This window comes from Citrobacter sp. T1.2D-1, from assembly GCF_950098555.1.
GTDB lineage: Bacteria > Pseudomonadota > Gammaproteobacteria > Enterobacterales > Enterobacteriaceae > Citrobacter_A > Citrobacter_A telavivensis.
This window is the reverse complement of record NZ_CATNHH010000023.1, coordinates 265597-283023: the sequence shown is the minus strand read 5'-3', so window position 1 is coordinate 283023 and position 17427 is coordinate 265597. Positions and strand designations below refer to the sequence as shown.

Here is a 17427-nt window from a genome sequence, read left to right as displayed (position 1 = left end):
GCCTACTGAACCCGTAGGCCCGGTAAACGAATGCGCCACCGGGCGCCGTCGCGTGCAATTATTCCATCATCTTCTCGATCGGCAGCACCAGAATCGAGCTGGCACCGAGCGCTTTCAGTTTCTCCATGGTCTCCCAGAACAGGGTTTCGCTGCTGACCATGTGCATTGCCACACGCTGCTGATCGCCGGCCAGCGGCAGAATGGTTGGGCGTTCCGCGCCCGGCAGCAGGGCGATCACCTCTTCCAGACGCTCGCTTGGCGCGTGCATCATGATGTACTTCGATTCGCGCGCCTGGATAACGCCCTGAATTCGGGTCAGCAGCTTATCGACCAGTTGCTGCTTGGCGTCGGTCATCTCGCCGTCACGCTGGATCAGGCAGGCTTTAGAGCGATAAATCACTTCCACTTCGCGAAGACCGTTGGCTTCCAGCGTTGCACCGGTCGAGACCAGATCGCAGATGGCATCGGCCAGACCAGCGCGTGGGGCCACTTCCACAGAACCGTTCAGGAGACAGGATTTAAAGGAGACACCTTTCTGGTCGAGATAACGTTTGAGCAGGTGGGGATAAGAGGTGGCGATACGTTTGCCATCAAGTGCGGCGGGACCATCCCAGGTTTCATCAACTGGCGTGGCCAGAGAAAGACGACAACCGCCGAAGTCGAGACGACGCAGGGTAAAGTAACGCGGATCTTCGCCCTGGGCGCGGCGGTTCAGCAATTCCTCTTCCAGAACGTTCTCACCGATGATGCCCAGGTCAACGACGCCGTCCATCACCAGACCGGGGATATCGTCGTCACGCACACGCAGAATATCAATCGGCATATTCTCTGCCATCGCAATCAGGCGCTGGGTGTGTAAGTTAATTTTAATCCCGCAGCGAGCGAGTAATTCGCGTGAGTCATCGCTCAAACGACCTGATTTCTGAATAGCTATGCGTAAACGGGTGTTATCTAACATTCTCTTTTCCTCTTTATCCTGTCTGAACCTGTCTGAATTGCGCACCAAAAAAAAAGCCCCCGGAAGAAATCTTCCGGGGGCTTTCTCATACGTTCATGCACCACTGGAAGATCTGAATGTCTCCCAGCACACATCGCCTGAAAGACTAGTCAGGGTGATGGTGATGATGGTGGTGTTTAAATTGAACGCGTGTCATAAAATTCTCGATGAATGCTTATTCATTTGATGCCTTTTAACCTAAACCACTTTAACGCTTTAAAGCAAGCGCTTTTTTTAATTCCTATTTATAGTATGAATTGTCAGTCTTAAAACGCTGGCGTAGCCTTATAGACATAGTGCTGGAGTCAGGAGAAAACGGATGAAAAAGGTCGCAGTTGTCGGTTTAGGATGGTTAGGCATGCCGCTGGCGATGTCGCTCACTGCCAGGGGCTGGCGGGTGACGGGGAGCAAAACCACCCAGGATGGCGTGGAAGCGGCCAGAATGAGCGGGATAGAAGGGTATCCGCTACGGCTCGAGCCTGAACTGGTGTGCGAAACAGATGACCTGGATGCGCTGATGGATGTTGATGCGCTGGTGATTACTTTACCAGCCCGTCGCAGTGGTCCTGGCGAAGAGTTCTATCTGCAGGCCATGCAGGAGCTGGTGGACAGCGCGCTGGCTTACCGTATTCCGCGCATTATCTTTACCAGTTCGACCTCCGTCTATGGTGACGTGCAAGGGACAGTGAAAGAGGGAACGGTGCGTAATCCGGTCACCGCCAGCGGTCGCGTGTTAAAAGAACTGGAAGACTGGTTGCATAATTTACCGGGTACGTCGGTCGATATTCTGCGTCTGGCCGGACTGGTAGGGCCTGGACGTCATCCGGGGCGCTTTTTCGCCGGTAAAACAGCTCCTGACGGCGAGCACGGCGTCAATCTGGTTCATCTGGAAGATGTCATTGCCGCCATTACCCTGTTGTTACAGGCACCAAAAGGGGGACACATCTATAATATATGTGCGCCTTCGCATCCTGCCCGCAATGTATTCTATCCGCAGATGGCGCGTCTGCTGGGAATGGAACCGCCGCAGTTCCGTGATTCCATGGATAACGGTAAAGGTAAAATTATAGATGGCAGCCGGATCTGTAATGAGCTTGGGTTTGAATACCAGTATCCCGATCCGCTGGTGATGCCGTTGGAGTAATGCTTACCTCCAGCAGTTAGTCGCCATACACCGCAAGGGGGCGTGTATGAAACCACTGCTGGATGTGCTCATCATTCTCGATGCCCTTGAAAAAGAGGGCAGCTTTGCGGCCGCGTCGGCCAAACTGTATAAGACGCCGTCTGCACTCAGCTATACCGTCCACCGCCTGGAAAGCGACCTCAACATTCAGATCCTCGATCGCAGCGGCCATCGCGCCCGGTTCACGCGTACCGGGCAAATGCTGCTGGAAAAAGGGCGCGAAGTCCTGCATACCGTGCGGGAACTGGAAAAGCAGGCAATTAAACTCCACGAAGGTTGGGAAAATGAGCTGGTGATTGGCGTAGACGATACGTTCCCCTTTTCTCTGCTTGCCCCACTGATTGAATCTTTTTATCAACATCACAGCGTCACGCGTCTGAAGTTCATTAACGGCGTGCTGGGAGGATCGTGGGATGCGCTGACCCAGGGCAGGGCGGACATTATTGTCGGTGCGATGCATGAACCGCCCTCATCCAGCGACTTTAGCGTTGCGCGTCTGGGCGAACTGGAACAGGTCTTCGCTGTCGCGCCGCACCATCCTTTGGCTCAGGAGGCAGAGCCGTTGAGCCGCAGTACCATCAAACGCTATCGCGCAATTGTGGTCGGTGACAGTTCGTCTCTCTCTTCTGCATCCGCGACGCAACTGCTTGATGACCAGGAGGCGATCACCGTCTTCGATTTTAAAACCAAACTGGAACTGCAAATCAGCGGTCTGGGTTGCGGTTATCTTCCACGCTATCTGGCACAGCGCTTCCTGGAAAGTGGGGCGCTGATCGAGAAAAAAGTGGTAGCACAAATGCTCTTTGAACCGGTGTGGATGGGATGGAATGAGCAGACGGCGGGGCTTGCCAGCGCCTGGTGGCGGGATGCAATTTTAGCAAATAGTGCTATTGCCGGCGTCTACACAAAAGACGAGACAAACAAATCAAACAGTTAAGAAAAAATAGTTCACGACAAGCCTCTCATTCTCTTGTCTTTTCGCCTCATTTTAGTGCACAATGCGCCGCTTGCAAAAAATGACATTAACCGACGTTTTCATACGCGTCGGTTATTTTTTTGCATCAAACCAATCATTCATACAAAGAGGCCGGGCTTCGTACCGGATAGATATTTACTAAAAACCGACAGTTGTTGTCGCTGAGGAATCCAGAAAATGGGGCAATTTTTTGCTTACGCGACGGCATTCGCCGTAAAGGGGAATGACCATGTCGCATAACGCTACTCCAAAAACCTCTCGCGTGGAATTGCGTAAAACGCTTACGCTGATTCCGGTTGTCATGATGGGTCTTGCCTATATGCAGCCGATGACGCTGTTCGATACGTTTGGTATCGTTTCGGGCCTCACTGACGGTCATGTTGCAACGGCGTACGCCTTTGCGCTGATCGCTATTCTTTTTACTGCGTTGAGCTACGGTAAACTGGTTCGCCGTTTCCCGTCTGCTGGCTCGGCGTATACCTATGCCCAGAAATCCATTAGCCCGACCGTTGGCTTCATGGTGGGTTGGTCATCCCTGCTGGACTACCTGTTCATGCCGATGATCAACATCCTGCTGGCTAAAATTTACTTTGAAGCGCTGGTGCCGTCCGTGCCGTCGTGGATCTTTGTTGTCGCGCTGGTGGCCTTTATGACCATCTCTAACCTGCGCAGCATCAAGACCGTGGCGAACTTCAATACCCTGATTGTGATCCTGCAGATGGGCATTGTGGCGGTGATTGTTGGCCTGATCATCTACGGTGTTTCGAACGGCGAAGGTGCCGGTACGCTGACCAGTACCCGTCCGTTCTGGTCGGAAGGCGCGCATGTTGTGCCGATGATTACCGGGGCAACGATTCTGTGCTTCTCATTCCTGGGCTTCGACGGTATCTCTTCGCTGTCTGAAGAGACCAAAGATGCAGAACGCGTGATCCCGAAAGCTATCTTCCTGACGGCGCTGATTGGTGGTCTGGTGTTCATCGGCGCTTCATACTTCCTGCAACTGTACTTCCCGGATATCTCTCGCTTTAAGGATCCGGATGCGTCTCAGCCGGAAATCATGCTGTACGTGGCGGGTAAAACTTTCCAGTGGGGCGTGCTGATTTTCTCCAGCGTGACCGTTCTGGCTTCCGGTATGGCAGCACATGCAGGCGTCTCTCGTCTGATGTACGTAATGGGCCGTGACGGTGTATTCCCGACGCGTTTCTTCGGCTACATTCATCCGAAGTGGCGCACCCCGGCATGGAACGTGCTGCTGGTGGGGGCGATTGCCCTGATGGCGATTAAGTTTGACCTGGTAACGGCGACGGCGCTGATCAACTTCGGTGCGCTGGTGGCATTTACCTTCGTGAACCTGTCTGTGATTTCACAGTTCTGGATCCGCGAAAAACGCAACAAGACGCTGAAAGACCATTTCAACTATCTGGTGCTGCCGGTATGTGGCGCGCTGACCGTTGGCGCTCTGTGGATCAACCTGGAAGAGAGTTCCATGGTTCTGGGGCTGATCTGGGCCGGTATCGGTCTGGTGTATCTGGCTTGCGTGACCAAAAGCTTCCGCAACCCGGTTCCGCAGTACGAAGATATCGCACAGTAATTCATAACGTCTGTAGGTCCGGTAAGCGAAGCGCCACCGGGCAGGAAGCCGGAGTTAACCACTCCGGCTTTTTTTATGTCGTTGGTTTATTTCCAGTCATTATTCATAACCATTCGTTCTAAATTAGAGAATTTGGTTATTGGTTCCCCGTCGCGTGGTCAGGAATAATTTCCTGATTGATATTCTTCAGGCTAACTAATTTATGTTTTCAATGATTTTGAGCGGGGTTATCTGCGGCGCGCTGCTGGGTTTTGTGATGCAACGCGGTCGATTCTGTCTGACCGGTGGTTTCCGCGATATGGTTATCGCCAAAAACAATCGCATGTTCTATGCGCTGCTGATCGCGATTTCCGTACAGAGCGTCGGTGCCTTTGCGCTGATTCAGGCGGGAGTAATCCGCTATGATGCTGGCGCGTTCCCGTGGCTCGGCACCGTTGTCGGTGGCTACATCTTCGGGATTGGGATTGTCTATGCGGGGGGATGTGCCACCGGAACCTGGTATCGTGCGGGTGAGGGGCTAATCGGCAGCTGGATTGCGCTGGCGACCTACATGGTGATGAGCGCGGTAATGCGTTCGCCTCATGCCAGCGGTTTAAACCAGACGCTGAAGGCGTACAGCACGGAGCACAACTCTATTGCCGACACGATGAACCTCTCCGTCTGGCCGCTGATTGCGGTTCTGCTGGTCGTGACGCTCTGGGTGGTCAGCAAAGAGCTGAAAAAGCCAAAGCTGAAGGTGACCTCTTTACCGCCGCGCCGTACCGGGCTTGCCCATATTCTGTTTGAAAAACGCTGGCACCCGTTCGTGACGGCGGTGCTGATCGGTCTTATCGCGCTGCTGGCATGGCCGCTGAGCGAAGCCACCGGGCGTATGTTTGGGCTTGGGATCACCTCGCCGACGGCTAACATCCTGCAGTTTTTGGTGGCGGGAGACAGCAAATTCCTCAACTGGGGCGTTTTCCTGGTGCTGGGGATTTTCCTCGGTTCGTTCATTGCGGCAAAAGCCAGTCGTGAATTCCGCGTACGGGCAGCCGATGCGCCAACGACGCTGCGCAGTGGTTTCGGCGGGATCCTGATGGGCTTTGGCGCCAGCATCGCCGGCGGCTGTTCTATCGGCAATGGTCTGGTGATGACGGCGATGATGACCTGGCAGGGCTGGATTGGCCTGGTATTTATGATCCTTGGCGTCTGGACCGCGTCGTGGATTGTGTTTGTACGACCGCAGCGTAAAGCCCGTCTGGCAACCGCTGCGGCAAATTAAGCGTAAGGATTAATGATGGCAATTAAAAAACTGGACGTGGTCACGCAGGTTTGTCCGTTTCCACTGATTGAAGCAAAAGCCGCGCTGGCCGAGATGGCGAGCGGTGACGAACTGGTGATTGAGTTTGACTGCACCCAGGCGACCGAAGCGATCCCTCAATGGGCTGCAGAGGAAGGGCATGCGATTACAGATTATCAGCAGGTTGGCGATGCCGCCTGGAGCATCACCGTACAGAAAGCGTGATAACAGGCCCTCCGCCGTGGCGCGGAGGGCGAATCTCAGACAATCTCTTCCGCGTACTGCCACAGCGCCTTCAGTAGCGCCTGCTTCTCTTTATCATCCGCATATTCCTGATATAACACCTGCAACTCATCGGCGTAGTGCTGTAAATATTCCGGCGTAAAGACCTGGCGACGGTGTTCCAGCCAGCGCTGCTGTTCCGCTTCATCCAGCGTTCCGGGGAAGTTACGCGCCCGATAGTTGAACAACAGTTTTTCAATACGCGGATCGACAAAGGTGATATCCAGTGCCGGCAGATTCTGCGGGTCGGTTTCCAGCACAATCTTCATGGCCGCCCGGTCAGCATCGCTGAAGAAGCCGTTATAGAGCTGGGCATCGACGTTGTCAGACGGCGTGAATGGTTCCGCTTCAGCAAAGACGGCGACCACTTTGTCACGCACCTGCGGATTTTCACGCAGTACTTTCAAATTATCGAGGCAGTGCTGGCGATTAATGCCCAGACGGTCAGCATCTTCCGGGCGCAACGTGTTCGCCTGCGCCAGCACCGGACATTTGTTGATGTGTACCAGTTTCAGGGGAACGGCGGCGTTATCGCCCAGACTGGCTTTGGCGGTGTACAGACGCTCGCGCAGGGTGTCGCTGTCCAGTTCCAGCAGCGGCGAAATATCACCGGCCAGGTCAACCATAATCACCGCATTGCGGTTATCCGGATGCCAGGCCAGAGGCGCAACCCAACTGGTATTGCCGCGCCATGCGCCAAACATACCGGAAACATGCACCAGTGGCTTCATTTGCGGCACATCTATCAGCGCGGCCAGCTTGTGCTTGTTGCGGTGCGTATAGAGATACTCAAACAGACGCGGCTGACGTGACTTCACCAGTTGTGCCATGGCAATGGTGGCATAGACGTCCGCCATCGCATCGTGCGCATTGCTGTGTTCGATACCATTCGCTTTCGTCAGATGCTCCAGGCGAAAACTGGGGAGCCCGTCGTCATTTTCCGGCCAGTTGATGCCTTCCGGGCGCAGGGCATAGCAGGCGCGCATAACGTCCAGCAGATCCCAGCGTGAATTATCATGCTGCCAGCTCCACGCGTAAGGATCGTAGAAGTTGCGGTACAGCACGTTACGCGTGACTTCGTCGTCGAAACGCACGTTGTTGTAGCCAATAATGCAGGTTTTCGGCACCGTAAACAGTGCGTGGATCCGCGCGGCAAACGCAGCTTCATTATCACCTTTCTCCCGCGCTTCCTGTGGGGTGATTCCGGTGACCATCACAGCACCTGGTTGAGGCAAATAGTCATCCGCCGGTTTGCAGTAAAACACCTCTGGTTCGCCGATAACGTTGAATTCGCTATCGGTACGCAGGGCGGCAAATTGCGCTGGTCTGTCGAGCGCCGGGTGAATGCCAAAGGTTTCGTAATCGTGGAAGAGAAAGGTGGGTTGCTGCTTGCCGTCATTCATAAATAAGTGGGTTCCGTGACTTCTGGTTGCGCGCTGCCTGGACTGCACAGAGTACCAAAGTTCGACGCGGTAATCAGCCTGACTCGCCGTGAAGCAATAAAGAAACTCGCGACCGGAAACGCGTTCATAACAACGAAAGAGAGAAAACTATGCGATAAGTCACATTTCCTTGCAATTAATCCCTGTTTGTTTTGCCAGTTTTCCGTAAAAAGGACGGCTCTTTTGGAACACCTGAGGACATGCTGTTGAAACCCCGTCTGTTTATTGCCGCTTCTTTACTCGCGATTAATCTCTCTTCTGCTTTTGCCGCGAGTTCGGCCAGTTTTGCGCCCCCTCCGCCCAGCATTGAGGCCGGTTCGTGGGTGCTTATGGATTACACCACGGGGCAAATTCTCACTGCGGGTAATGAACATCAGCAGCGCAATCCTGCCAGCCTGACCAAGCTGATGACCGGTTATGTTGTCGACCGCGCCATTGACAGCCAGCGCATTACGCCGGATGACATGGTCACGGTGGGACACGACGCGTGGGCAAAAGACAATCCGGTTTTCGTCGGCTCCTCGCTCATGTTCCTCAAAGAAGGTGATCGGGTATCCGTGCGCGACTTAAGCCGTGGATTGATTGTCGATTCCGGTAACGACGCCTGCGTTGCGCTGGCTGACTATATTGCCGGTGGACAGCCGCAGTTTGTCGCCATGATGAATAATTACGTCAATAAGCTCAATTTACATGATACTCATTTTGAGACGGTTCACGGGCTGGATGCCCCCGGTCAGCACAGCTCGGCTTACGATCTGGCGGTATTGTCCCGGGCCATCATTCATGGCGAGCCTGAGTTCTATCATATGTACAGTGAGAAAAGTCTCACCTGGAACGGCATTACGCAACAGAACCGTAATGGGCTGCTGTGGGACAAAACCCTGAACGTTGATGGGCTCAAAACCGGCCACACCTCGGGCGCGGGCTTCAATCTGATTGCCTCTGCGGTGGATGGCCAGCGCCGACTGATTGCCGTAGTGATGGGGGCGAATAGCCCGAAAGGGCGTGAGGAGCAGGCCCGCAAACTGCTCCTCTGGGGGCAACAACATTTCGACACGGTGCAGATCCTGCGCAGCGGTAAGCAGGTTGGGACGGAGCGTATCTGGTACGGCGATAAAGAGAACATCGCGTTAGGCACCGAACAAGATTTCTGGATGGCGCTGCCGAAGGCGGAAATCCCGAACATCAAAGCGAAGTACATCCTGGATAAGAAGGAACTGGAAGCACCGCTCGCCGCGCATCAGCGGGTCGGAGAAATTGAGCTCTACGACCGTGACAAACTGGTCGCCCACTGGCCTCTGGTGACGCTGGAAGCGGTAGGCAAGGGGGACGTCCTTTCGCGTCTGAGTGATTATTTTCATCATAAAGCCTGACGATCTCTGGCAGGAGACTGGCAGGAGTTCGGCTCTGCTCACATAATAATCACAAATCTCTTGTGGCTGTTATTCAGGCTTAGTTACACTGTATATAAATACAGTGTAACAATGGAGGCAACATGAACTACGAGATCAGACACGCTGACAAGCGCACCGTTGCAGGTTTCCACCTGGTGGGACCGTGGGAACAAACGGTGAAACAAGGCTTTGACCAGTTGATGATGTGGGTGGATGACAAGCAGGTTGTGACGCAAGAATGGATCGCCGTTTACTTCGACAATCCAGATGAAGTGCCTGCCGAGAAACTGCGCTGTAGTACAGTCGTTTCGGTGCCCGCTGATTTTGTCATACCGGAAAACAGCGAAGGCGTGACGCTCAGTGAAATCGATGGCGGTCAATATGCGACGGCGGTTGCGCGCGTCGACAATAATGATTTTGCGACGCCATGGCATCAGTTATTTAATAGCCTGATGCAGGATCAAAAGTATGAAATGACGTGCAAACCCTGCTTTGAAGTCTATCTGAACAACGGTTGCGAAGACGGTTACTGGGATATCGAGATGTATATATCGGTACAATCTGTCACGAAGTAAGCATAAAACCAGGCGGACCGGCGCTGAGCGACTACGCTTAGCGAGATGTCCTGTCCGCTGCGGTGATCCTCTGCGCGTAAAAACAGGTACAATCTGTTTTTGTCTTTGCCTGACGGAGTGCGTGAGTGCGTGCCGATAAGTCACTGAGTCCATTTGAAATCCGCCTGTATCGCCATTACCGCATTGTGCATGGTATTCGCATCGCGTTGGCCTTCATCCTGACCTTTTTACTTGTTCGCCTGTTTAACATTCCTGAAGGGACGTGGCCTCTGATTACGCTGGTGGTGATCATGGGGCCAATCTCGTTCTGGGGAAACGTGGTTCCCCGAGCGTATGAACGGATCGGTGGCACGATCCTCGGGTCGGCGCTGGGTCTGGTGGCGCTGCGCCTCGAGCTTTTCTCATTGCCGCTGATGCTGCTCTGGTGTGCGGCGGCCATGTTTCTGTGTGGATGGCTCGCGTTAGGTAAAAAACCGTATCAGGCGCTTTTAATTGGCATCACGCTGGCCGTGGTGGTGGGCGCTCCTGCAGGCGATATGGAGACCGCGCTCTGGCGCGGCGGCGATGTCATTCTCGGGTCGCTTCTCGCCATGCTGTTCACCGGAATCTGGCCGCAGCGCGCCTTTATCCACTGGCGAATCCAACTGGCACATTGCGTAACGGCCTATAACCGGGTGTATCAGGCTGCACTGTCGCCCAATCTGTTAGAACGTCCTCGGTTGGATAAACATCTGCAACAGCTCCTGGCTGACGTGGTAAAAATGCGCGGGCTTATCACTCCCGCGAGCAAAGAAACGCGCATCCAGAAATCTATTTTTGAAGCCATTCAGACCGTCAACCGTAACCTGGTCTGCATGCTCGAATTGCAGATCAATGCCCTGTGGGCGACCCGTGAGAGCCATTTCGTCATGCTTAACGCCCATACGCTGCGGGAAACGCAGAAAATGACCCAGCAGGCGCTACTGACGATTGCGCATGCGTTGTTTGAAGGCAATCCGCAACCGATTCTCGCGAACAGTGAAAAACTGAATGAGACCGTTAACGAACTGCGCACGCTGATACGCCAGCATGATGAACATAATGTGGCCGAAACGCCGATTCATGGCTATGTCTGGCTCAGTCTGGAAACCGCCCGTCAACTGGAGCTGCTGTCGCATCTTATCTGCCGCGCACTGCGCAAATAAAAAGCAGGTAAGGGGAATGCTGCCGCTGCTGCTTCGATTCAGCAAGGAATAAGGGTATGATGGAAACCAGAATGAAGCCATTGTCATTTGTGGCTGCGAAAAGTAATGTTAGCCCTATCGTTTAAACGAATCCGACTCTCACATTATCAGGGGTGTAAAAATGGAAACTACCAAGCCATCTTTCCAGGACGTGCTGGAATTTGTCCGTCTGTTCCGTCGTAAAAACAAACTGCAGCGTGAAATCCAGGACGTTGAGAAAAAGATCCGTGACAACCAGAAACGTGTTCTGCTGCTGGACAACCTGAGCGATTACATCAAGCCGGGTATGAGCGTTGAAGCTATTCAGGGCATTATCGCCAGCATGAAAAGCGACTATGAAGATCGCGTTGATGACTACATCATCAAAAATGCAGAGATCTCCAAAGAACGCCGCGACATCTCCAAAAAGCTGAAAGCAATGGGCGAAATGAAAAACGGCGACGCGAAAGCGGAGTAACGCTTGTGTGCAGTGAGGATCCGCAATGCGATCCTCACTGAAGTTTTACGCCGCCGCTGACCATCCGTAACAGGTGCTGTTCTGGCCAGTGTTCGGTCAGTCTGTTTTTTGCCAGTAGCCACTTAACATAGTCCACATCGTGTCGCTGTCTGTCGAGCATCAGTCCGACGACGCTGCCGCTGTGCGCCACGTTCACGCCGTATAAATCGCACTCTTCAACCAGCGACAATAGCGCATCGAAATCGGGTTTCGGCAACAGCATCTGGCTGGCGATGGCGCTCAGTGTCGCCGCCTCTCCCATGCGATACGGATTTTGCTCCGCACAAGCTTCCTGTACTTTTTCCCACGCCCGCTTCAGCGCAGGCGCGCCAGCATGCAAACCGGCCTGCCGCGGAATGCGGTGATAGTCGGCGGTGCGTAAAGTTTGCGGGCTTTCCAGCACGAGGAGGTCCAGCGCGGGTTGAGAATCGCAGGGGATTTGCGTCGAAGCATCGTTGTGGTCAAACAGCGTTAGCTGTTGAAAAACGGTGCTGTCAGTCGGTTCCAGCGAGACGCAAAGTTGCGCGAGCGTGGATTCATCCAGTTGATGACCGAGATGCTGCGCAGTAGCGACGGCTGTTGCGGCGATATCCGCCGTACTGCTGGCCATACCTTTTGCTATCGGGATAGTTGAATGGATCGAAACACGAATATCCTGGCTCAGGTGCGCGGGGTAGTTCCAGTGTTCAAGGAGTCGGTTGACCATCGCCCGGGAAAGAGGGCGCTCGTCCGCTAAAGGAGAACCGGTACAGACCTCGACGGTGCTGTACCAGTCAACCGGGCAGGAGACCAGTTTCTCGCTGCCCATAATCCAGCCCTGAATAAGCTCTCCGCATGACGCGGGGCACTGCGCAACAGCCACGTTATCACCTTTCTGCTCGACAATCCTCGGCGCATAGTGTCATGGCGATTTCGCTATTACCATGATTTGCCGCAATTTGTGCGGCGCGAACTCAGGCCGACACGGCGAAAGTTTCTGATTCTGCGAGAGCAATCCGCATCACGTCCTGGGCTATCATCAGCTCTTCATTGGTGTTGATGACCGCCACTTTGACGATCGCGTTTTCCGCCTGAATAAAGGTTGCATTCCGTTGGTTCTTCTCTTCGTCTATGGCAAGACCCAGGAAGTGCAGATTCTGACAGATTGCCGCTCTGGCGCGCGCCGAGTTTTCCCCGATACCACCGGTAAACACCAGCGCATCCAGTCCACCCATTTGCATGATATAGCTGCCAATCGTGGCGCGAATACGCTCCGCAAACAGCGACAGTGCGAGAGCCGCGCGGGGATTCCCGGCGTCAGCAGCCTGCTCAACGTCACGATAGTCATGCGAGACGCCCGAAACGCCAAGCAGCCCGGATTCATTGTTCAGCAGGTGATTGAGCTGCTGTGGCGTCTTGCCTTCACGCTGGGCAACCCAGGGTAAGATGGACGGGTCGATATCCCCGCTGCGGGTTCCCATCATTACGCCAGACTGCGGGGTGAAGCCCATCGATGTATTAACCGACTTTCCGCCCTTAATCGCGCAAATACTGCTGCCGTTGCCCAGATGACAACACACGACGCGCAGTGCGCTAAGCGGTACACCAAGCCTTTCGGCGAGTGTCGTACTGACATACTTATGGCTGGTCCCGTGGAAACCGTAGCGGCGGATACCAAACTCCGCGTAATACCGCCACGGAAGCGGATAGATATAGGCAGGTTCTTCCAGCGTTTGATGAAACGCGGTATCAAAAACGGCAACTGAAGGTACGTCGGGCAGCAACTGGTGAAACACGTTGATGCCAAGCAGGTTAACCGGGTTATGCAAGGGCGCCAGTTCGGCAAGGCGTTCAATTTCCGCCAGCGATTCATCGGTCACGCGCACGGAATCCTTAAACGATTCCCCGCCATGCGCCACGCGATGACCGACACCCTCGATATCCTGCAGGCTGGTGATAATACCGTGGCTAATCAGCATTTCGAGAAGTAGGGTCACCGCCTCACGATGATCGGCAACCGGCGTGGTTTGCTGCCATTTTTGATCCTGCGCTTTCAGGGTGATCCGGGCATCCGGCAGACCGATACGCTCAATGAGCCCCTGACACAGCAAATCGCCCTGCGGCATGTCCAGCAACTGAAATTTAAGGGACGAGCTGCCCGCGTTGATCGCCATTATTTTGTGAGACATGAAGATTCCTTTTGGTTCAGAAAGGCAAACAGTTCATCAAGACCGGAATGGTTGACGGCGCTGGTCACGAAGACGCGCCGTGCGCCGGCCTGCTCCAGCCACCCGGTGACCTGCGCAATTTTCTGCGGGTTCGCTAAATCTGATTTGGTCACCACGCCGAATGCCGGTCTGTTCATCGGTGCAGTAAAGCCGGGGGAGAAAGGTGACCACTGCGCATCGCTATTAAGCACCAGCGCAATGACATCCGCCTCGCAGGCGCTTGCCAGCAGTGCGCTGTACAGACAACGGTTTTCCAGATATTCGCCAGGGGTGTCGATAGTTTCGGCAGACCAGACAATCGCCTGCGTTTTCTGATACTCGAGAGCCTCGCCGCGCAGACACTGCGTCAGCGAGGTCTTACCGCACTGGCTGGGGCCAATCAACATCATGCGCTGCATAACGCTACGTCCGCGTGATGGAACAGGTTGTAAAACGCATCATTTCACCAAGCGTGCGCGTTACCTGCTTCAGGGCGTATTCCACCGCCGACACGTCGCCGGTTAACACCACCGCACCGGTGAAACGGTCGAGAAAACCTATCTCTACTGCGCCGGATTTCGTCGCAATGTCACAGGCAATAATGGAAGCTTCACTTGGCGTGATGGTGAGAATGCCAATCGCCGAGACGCTGTCCTGCAATCCCAGTTTCTTGAACAGATCTTTGCCGGGGTTCGCAATCAGATGCGCCAGCGTGACCTGTTTGCCTGGTACGTACTCCTGGATCATGCGATCCGTGGTCGGTTGTCTTTCCATCATCCCTCCACCATCTGACGCCACATCGCGTCGTGCGGGCGTGGGATCACCGAACGATAAACCAGCAGACCTTTTTCACCCGCGCTCTCACTGGCAACCGTGACCGCGTTGTTGACATCGGAGACGTCGCCTGCGACCACCATGTAGCATTTGCCGCCGATACCGAACGCCATATGAACGCGCACGAGCGTCACGTTGGACGCCTTCACCGCCCGGTCAGCCGCACTGATACAGGCCGCTACGCTCCAGGTTTCGACAATCCCTACCGCCTGACGTTTATCCACGCTGTTCAGGCCGCTGATTGCGGGAAGCACGCTGGCATGAATGTTGGGCAACACCAGACTGTCGACCAGCATTTCGCCAGCGAGCGCGTTTCCGGTTTCGATCGCCTGTTGTACCGCGCCAACGTCGCCGCCCAGCATGAGTAAAAATTTACCCGGACAAATGGTTTTGCTGACCAGCAGATCCACATTGGCGCTTTTCAGCATGGCATCGCCCGCTTCCATCCCTTTGGCAATGCTGGTGAGTTCTAAAATACCTATGGCCTGAGACATGGTTAACCTCTTACAACGATAATGGCCTGATCTGTTACCTCACAGACAATGCCGTCAATACTGGCGTGAACAGGCGCACCGAGTGCGCCTTGCGGAGTTTCAGCAACGCACTGACCACGCGCGACGCGCTCGCCTTTCTGAACGCAGGGCACCGCGCTGGCGCCGATGTGCTGGCGCAGCAACAGCGTCGTCTTCTCAACAACGGGCTCGCTGTCGACTAACGGCGCTTCCCGATACCATGGCGTTAGCCCCAGTTTGGCGATGAGTCGTTTAACCGGCACCAGACGGTATTTCGCCATCTCATCAGCCGGATTGAGCGGGCCCTCGTAGCGCTGATTTTGGGCGCGCAGTTCGCGTTTCAGCATGCGGTTAATCCGCATGGGTGAAATACCTACCGGACAGGCCACACTTTCACAGACGTTGCATTCGGAACAGGTGAGGGCGCTGAGCAGCAGTTGTGGTGTGGCGGCCTGATGGAAATTGACTGCGCGCACCAGCAGATGCGGAGAGAGTTCGTGACCGATGAGATGCCTCGGGCAGAGATCGGTACACAGGCGACATTGTTCACAAACGGTTCTCGCCACTGACAGCACGGTACGCTCATCCTGCATACGCCGCTGAATCAGCGGATGTGATTTCGGCAGCACCAGCAGTCCGCCGGTAGTTTTCGTGACCGGCGCGTCCAGCGACGTCACCAGGCTTCCCATCATTGGTCCGCCGTTGATAAATCCCGGATCGTCGATGGTTGCGCCGCCAGCCATCTCCAGCACGTCGCGTAAGGACATGCCGATGGGGACGGTTACGGTCTGTGGGCGGACAACGGCACCGTTAATCGTGAGCGTACGGCGCGTCACGGGATACTGCTGCTCGACCGCGCGGGCGATATTCAGTACGGTTTGTACGTTGTTGACCACCACCCCCACGCTGACCGGCAGGGCGGCGGGGGGAACGCGACGACCTGTTGCCATCCAGATCGTCAGAACTTCATCTCCCGCCGGATAGACATCGGGCAGAATGTGAAGCCTGATCGCCGGAGGCAACAGCGGCGTCAGGGCGGCAATCGCTGGCTGGTACTTTTCTTTCAGGGCGATAATCCCTTCACGAGCTCCGGTGGCCTTCATCGCATACTGTACGCCGCGAATCAGACGCGCCGCCTGCTGCGCCATGAGTTGCTGATCGACTTTCAGCATCGGCTCGCATTCGGCAGCATTGACCAGGAAAATCTCCACCTGAGCCTGGAGTTTGACATGCGTCGGAAAGCCAGCACCGCCAGCCCCCACAATGCCTGCCGCGCGAACGCGCTCAACGAGGGTCTGCGCATTCAGTGTGGCCAGTTCATCATTCAGGGCGGCATTCATAGCAACTCCTCAAGCAGTTCCTGAATGGCTCCGGCATCCGCAGCTCTGGGGTTGGTCTTCAGCGTTACGTCCGCCAGCGCGGCCTGAACCATTGCCGGAATACGCTGTGACCAGTCCTGCTTTTGTTCTTTAAGCGTGGCGGCGAGGGTAGGGATAGCGCACGCTTTTTTCAGTTGTTCAATGTGCTGTACCAACGCATTCACACTCGCCGTTTCATTGGCGCTGTCAGGACATAAATGACAGGCTTTGGCGAATCGGGCGTAGCGTTTAGCCGCCCGTGGATCGTGCGCGTTGAAGCGGATCACCGACACCAGCAGCAGGGCATTTGCCAGGCCGTGAGGCAGATGGAACTGGCCGCCTAACTGGTGGGCGATGGCATGGTTCAGTCCCAGTCCAGCCTGGCTGAATGCCATTCCTGCCAGCGTAGAGGCGTTGTGCATTTTGCCTCGAGTGGCAAGACAGTCGCCTTTACGAACGGCGACAGGTAGATACTGAAAGACGATCTGAGCTGCTTTTTCAGCGAGTGCATCGGTAAAGTCACTGGCGTGCGTGGACACATAGGCTTCCAGCGCGTGCGTCAGAACATCCATCCCGGTATTGGCGGTGATGGCGGGCGGGACGCTGACGACCAGCATCGGATCAAGGATCGCCATGTCCGGATAGAGCGCGTTGTTAAACAGCGGATACTTAATGCCTTTCTCCGGATCGCTAATCACGCAGGCGCTGGTGACTTCCGACCCGGTTCCGCTGGTGGTCGGGATCGCCACGCAGGTTTCAATATCAATATCAAACTGACGGCTGAACCAGACAATGGCCTTCGCCGCATCCAGCGCGGAGCCGCCGCCGAAACCGATCACCACATCGGGGCGCAGGGACTGCATTTGCGCAATCCCCTGAACGACGGTTCCGATGGTCGGGTCTGGCGTGATCTCACTGAATACGCTGATCCGGTTATCCGCCGGTATCGCCTCGCGCAGCGTATTAATCAGCGGCGAACGAGCGAGAAAACTATCGCAGATAATCCAGATGTGCTTGTTCGTAAAGCGGCCAAGCACCTTCAGACTTCCAGGGCCGCTGTACAAACGGGTTTGCAGTGAAAAGGTATTCATCACAACCT

At 54.9% G+C, this 17427-nt stretch carries 19 protein-coding genes, 1 pseudogene and 1 other annotated feature; of the genes and pseudogenes, 10 read left to right on the top strand and 10 right to left on the bottom strand.

The genetic code is table 11. The features are described from left to right. Positions 1-58 precede the first annotated feature (58 nt). Both hisG and hisL read right to left on the bottom strand, forming a co-directional pair. Positions 59-958 (bottom strand): ATP phosphoribosyltransferase, encoded by a 900-nt coding sequence (gene hisG, locus QQZ17_RS17575; protein WP_152403766.1) that lies wholly within the window; start codon positions 956-958, stop codon positions 59-61. Positions 959-1005: 47 nt separating this feature from the next. After that, positions 1006-1128: a sequence feature (His leader region), on the bottom strand. Then, complete coding sequence (hisL, locus tag QQZ17_RS17570; RefSeq protein WP_001364200.1) at positions 1104-1154, bottom strand: his operon leader peptide; 51 nt, start codon at positions 1152-1154, stop codon at positions 1104-1106. (Overlaps the previous feature by 25 nt.) A gap of 162 nt (positions 1155-1316) precedes the next feature. Here hisL and QQZ17_RS17565 point away from each other — a divergent pair, with 162 nt between their 5' ends. The 6 genes and pseudogenes from QQZ17_RS17565 (at position 1317) to tsuB (ending at position 6251) form a co-directional block, all read left to right on the top strand. After that, positions 1317-2141: an SDR family oxidoreductase gene (locus tag QQZ17_RS17565; protein ID WP_152403768.1), complete on the top strand. Its 825-nt coding sequence runs from the start codon at positions 1317-1319 to the stop codon at positions 2139-2141. Between the two features lie 46 nt (positions 2142-2187). After that, positions 2188-3127: pseudogene (locus tag QQZ17_RS17560) on the top strand (LysR substrate-binding domain-containing protein). 206 nt (positions 3128-3333) lie between these two features. Beyond that, the gene (gene yoeI, locus QQZ17_RS17555) at positions 3334-3396 is read left to right on the top strand and encodes a membrane protein YoeI (protein WP_099433339.1); all 63 of its coding nucleotides are present in this window, start codon (positions 3334-3336) and stop codon (positions 3394-3396) included. Then, positions 3386-4747 (top strand): APC family permease, encoded by a 1362-nt coding sequence (locus QQZ17_RS17550; protein WP_042318166.1) that lies wholly within the window; start codon positions 3386-3388, stop codon positions 4745-4747. The genes yoeI and QQZ17_RS17550 overlap by 11 nt, the downstream gene beginning before the upstream one ends. Positions 4748-4949: 202 nt before the next feature. Next, positions 4950-6008: a thiosulfate utilization transporter TsuA/YeeE gene (gene tsuA, locus QQZ17_RS17545; RefSeq protein WP_152403771.1), complete on the top strand. Its 1059-nt coding sequence runs from the start codon at positions 4950-4952 to the stop codon at positions 6006-6008. 15 nt (positions 6009-6023) lie between these two features. Next, positions 6024-6251, top strand: coding sequence for a thiosulfate utilization sulfurtransferase TsuB/YeeD (gene tsuB, locus QQZ17_RS17540; protein WP_000985275.1), 228 nt, complete (start codon positions 6024-6026; stop codon positions 6249-6251). Positions 6252-6286: 35 nt separating this feature from the next. Here tsuB and sbcB read toward each other — a convergent pair whose 3' ends face one another. Beyond that, entirely contained in the window at positions 6287-7711 is a 1425-nt protein-coding gene (gene sbcB / locus QQZ17_RS17535) for an exodeoxyribonuclease I (RefSeq protein ID WP_152403773.1), read from the bottom strand. A 239-nt stretch (positions 7712-7950) separates the two neighbouring features. On the opposite strand from sbcB, the gene dacD reads away from it, so the two are divergent. From dacD to QQZ17_RS17515, 4 genes are all read left to right on the top strand, one after another. After that, positions 7951-9123 (top strand): serine-type D-Ala-D-Ala carboxypeptidase DacD, encoded by a 1173-nt coding sequence (gene dacD, locus QQZ17_RS17530; RefSeq protein WP_152403776.1) that lies wholly within the window; start codon positions 7951-7953, stop codon positions 9121-9123. 122 nt (positions 9124-9245) lie between these two features. Then, entirely contained in the window at positions 9246-9719 is a 474-nt protein-coding gene (sbmC, locus tag QQZ17_RS17525) for a DNA gyrase inhibitor SbmC (RefSeq protein WP_152403778.1), read from the top strand. A gap of 125 nt (positions 9720-9844) precedes the next feature. After that, positions 9845-10903 (top strand): FUSC family protein, encoded by a 1059-nt coding sequence (locus QQZ17_RS17520; protein WP_152403780.1) that lies wholly within the window; start codon positions 9845-9847, stop codon positions 10901-10903. Between the two features lie 160 nt (positions 10904-11063). Next, positions 11064-11399, top strand: a complete 336-nt coding sequence (locus QQZ17_RS17515; protein ID WP_042318175.1) for a DUF496 family protein — start codon at positions 11064-11066, stop codon at positions 11397-11399. Between the two features lie 34 nt (positions 11400-11433). On the opposite strand, the gene QQZ17_RS17510 is transcribed toward QQZ17_RS17515, so the two are convergent. The 7 genes from QQZ17_RS17510 to QQZ17_RS17480 form a co-directional block, all read right to left on the bottom strand. Next, positions 11434-12300, bottom strand: a complete 867-nt coding sequence (locus QQZ17_RS17510; RefSeq protein WP_152403782.1) for an L-threonine kinase — start codon at positions 12298-12300, stop codon at positions 11434-11436. Positions 12301-12391: 91 nt separating this feature from the next. Next, the gene (locus QQZ17_RS17505; RefSeq protein ID WP_152403784.1) at positions 12392-13606 is read right to left on the bottom strand and encodes an acetate/propionate family kinase; all 1215 of its coding nucleotides are present in this window, start codon (positions 13604-13606) and stop codon (positions 12392-12394) included. Then, positions 13591-14043: a propanediol utilization protein PduV gene (gene pduV, locus QQZ17_RS17500; protein ID WP_152403786.1), complete on the bottom strand. Its 453-nt coding sequence runs from the start codon at positions 14041-14043 to the stop codon at positions 13591-13593. Before pduV ends, QQZ17_RS17505 begins: the two co-directional genes overlap by 16 nt. A gap of 4 nt (positions 14044-14047) precedes the next feature. After that, positions 14048-14398 (bottom strand): propanediol utilization microcompartment protein PduU, encoded by a 351-nt coding sequence (pduU, locus tag QQZ17_RS17495; protein WP_042318179.1) that lies wholly within the window; start codon positions 14396-14398, stop codon positions 14048-14050. Then, the gene (gene pduT / locus QQZ17_RS17490) at positions 14398-14952 is read right to left on the bottom strand and encodes a propanediol utilization microcompartment protein PduT (RefSeq protein ID WP_152403788.1); all 555 of its coding nucleotides are present in this window, start codon (positions 14950-14952) and stop codon (positions 14398-14400) included. The genes pduU and pduT overlap by 1 nt, the downstream gene beginning before the upstream one ends. Before the next feature lie 2 nt (positions 14953-14954). After that, a complete protein-coding gene (locus tag QQZ17_RS17485; protein ID WP_152403790.1) occupies positions 14955-16310 on the bottom strand; it encodes a 4Fe-4S dicluster domain-containing protein in 1356 nt (451 codons plus the stop codon). Next, positions 16307-17419, bottom strand: coding sequence for a 1-propanol dehydrogenase PduQ (locus tag QQZ17_RS17480; RefSeq protein WP_152403792.1), 1113 nt, complete (start codon positions 17417-17419; stop codon positions 16307-16309). The genes QQZ17_RS17485 and QQZ17_RS17480 overlap by 4 nt, the downstream gene beginning before the upstream one ends. Positions 17420-17427: the final 8 nt, after the last annotated feature.

What these genes read in the sequence shown, in the direction of transcription:
- hisG (WP_152403766.1), bottom strand. Translation starts at nt 958, where the DNA reads ATGTTAGATAACACCCGTTTACGCATAGCTATTCAGAAATCAGGTCGT.
- QQZ17_RS17565 (WP_152403768.1), top strand. Translation starts at nt 1,317, where the DNA reads ATGAAAAAGGTCGCAGTTGTCGGTTTAGGATGGTTAGGCATGCCGCTG.
- QQZ17_RS17550 (WP_042318166.1), top strand. Translation starts at nt 3,386, where the DNA reads ATGTCGCATAACGCTACTCCAAAAACCTCTCGCGTGGAATTGCGTAAA.
- tsuA (WP_152403771.1), top strand. Translation starts at nt 4,950, where the DNA reads ATGTTTTCAATGATTTTGAGCGGGGTTATCTGCGGCGCGCTGCTGGGT.
- tsuB (WP_000985275.1), top strand. Translation starts at nt 6,024, where the DNA reads ATGGCAATTAAAAAACTGGACGTGGTCACGCAGGTTTGTCCGTTTCCA.
- sbcB (WP_152403773.1), bottom strand. Translation starts at nt 7,711, where the DNA reads ATGAATGACGGCAAGCAGCAACCCACCTTTCTCTTCCACGATTACGAA.
- dacD (WP_152403776.1), top strand. Translation starts at nt 7,951, where the DNA reads ATGCTGTTGAAACCCCGTCTGTTTATTGCCGCTTCTTTACTCGCGATT.
- sbmC (WP_152403778.1), top strand. Translation starts at nt 9,246, where the DNA reads ATGAACTACGAGATCAGACACGCTGACAAGCGCACCGTTGCAGGTTTC.
- QQZ17_RS17515 (WP_042318175.1), top strand. Translation starts at nt 11,064, where the DNA reads ATGGAAACTACCAAGCCATCTTTCCAGGACGTGCTGGAATTTGTCCGT.
- QQZ17_RS17505 (WP_152403784.1), bottom strand. Translation starts at nt 13,606, where the DNA reads ATGTCTCACAAAATAATGGCGATCAACGCGGGCAGCTCGTCCCTTAAA.
- pduV (WP_152403786.1), bottom strand. Translation starts at nt 14,043, where the DNA reads ATGCAGCGCATGATGTTGATTGGCCCCAGCCAGTGCGGTAAGACCTCG.
- pduU (WP_042318179.1), bottom strand. Translation starts at nt 14,398, where the DNA reads ATGGAAAGACAACCGACCACGGATCGCATGATCCAGGAGTACGTACCA.
- pduT (WP_152403788.1), bottom strand. Translation starts at nt 14,952, where the DNA reads ATGTCTCAGGCCATAGGTATTTTAGAACTCACCAGCATTGCCAAAGGG.
- QQZ17_RS17485 (WP_152403790.1), bottom strand. Translation starts at nt 16,310, where the DNA reads ATGAATGCCGCCCTGAATGATGAACTGGCCACACTGAATGCGCAGACC.
- QQZ17_RS17480 (WP_152403792.1), bottom strand. Translation starts at nt 17,419, where the DNA reads ATGAATACCTTTTCACTGCAAACCCGTTTGTACAGCGGCCCTGGAAGT.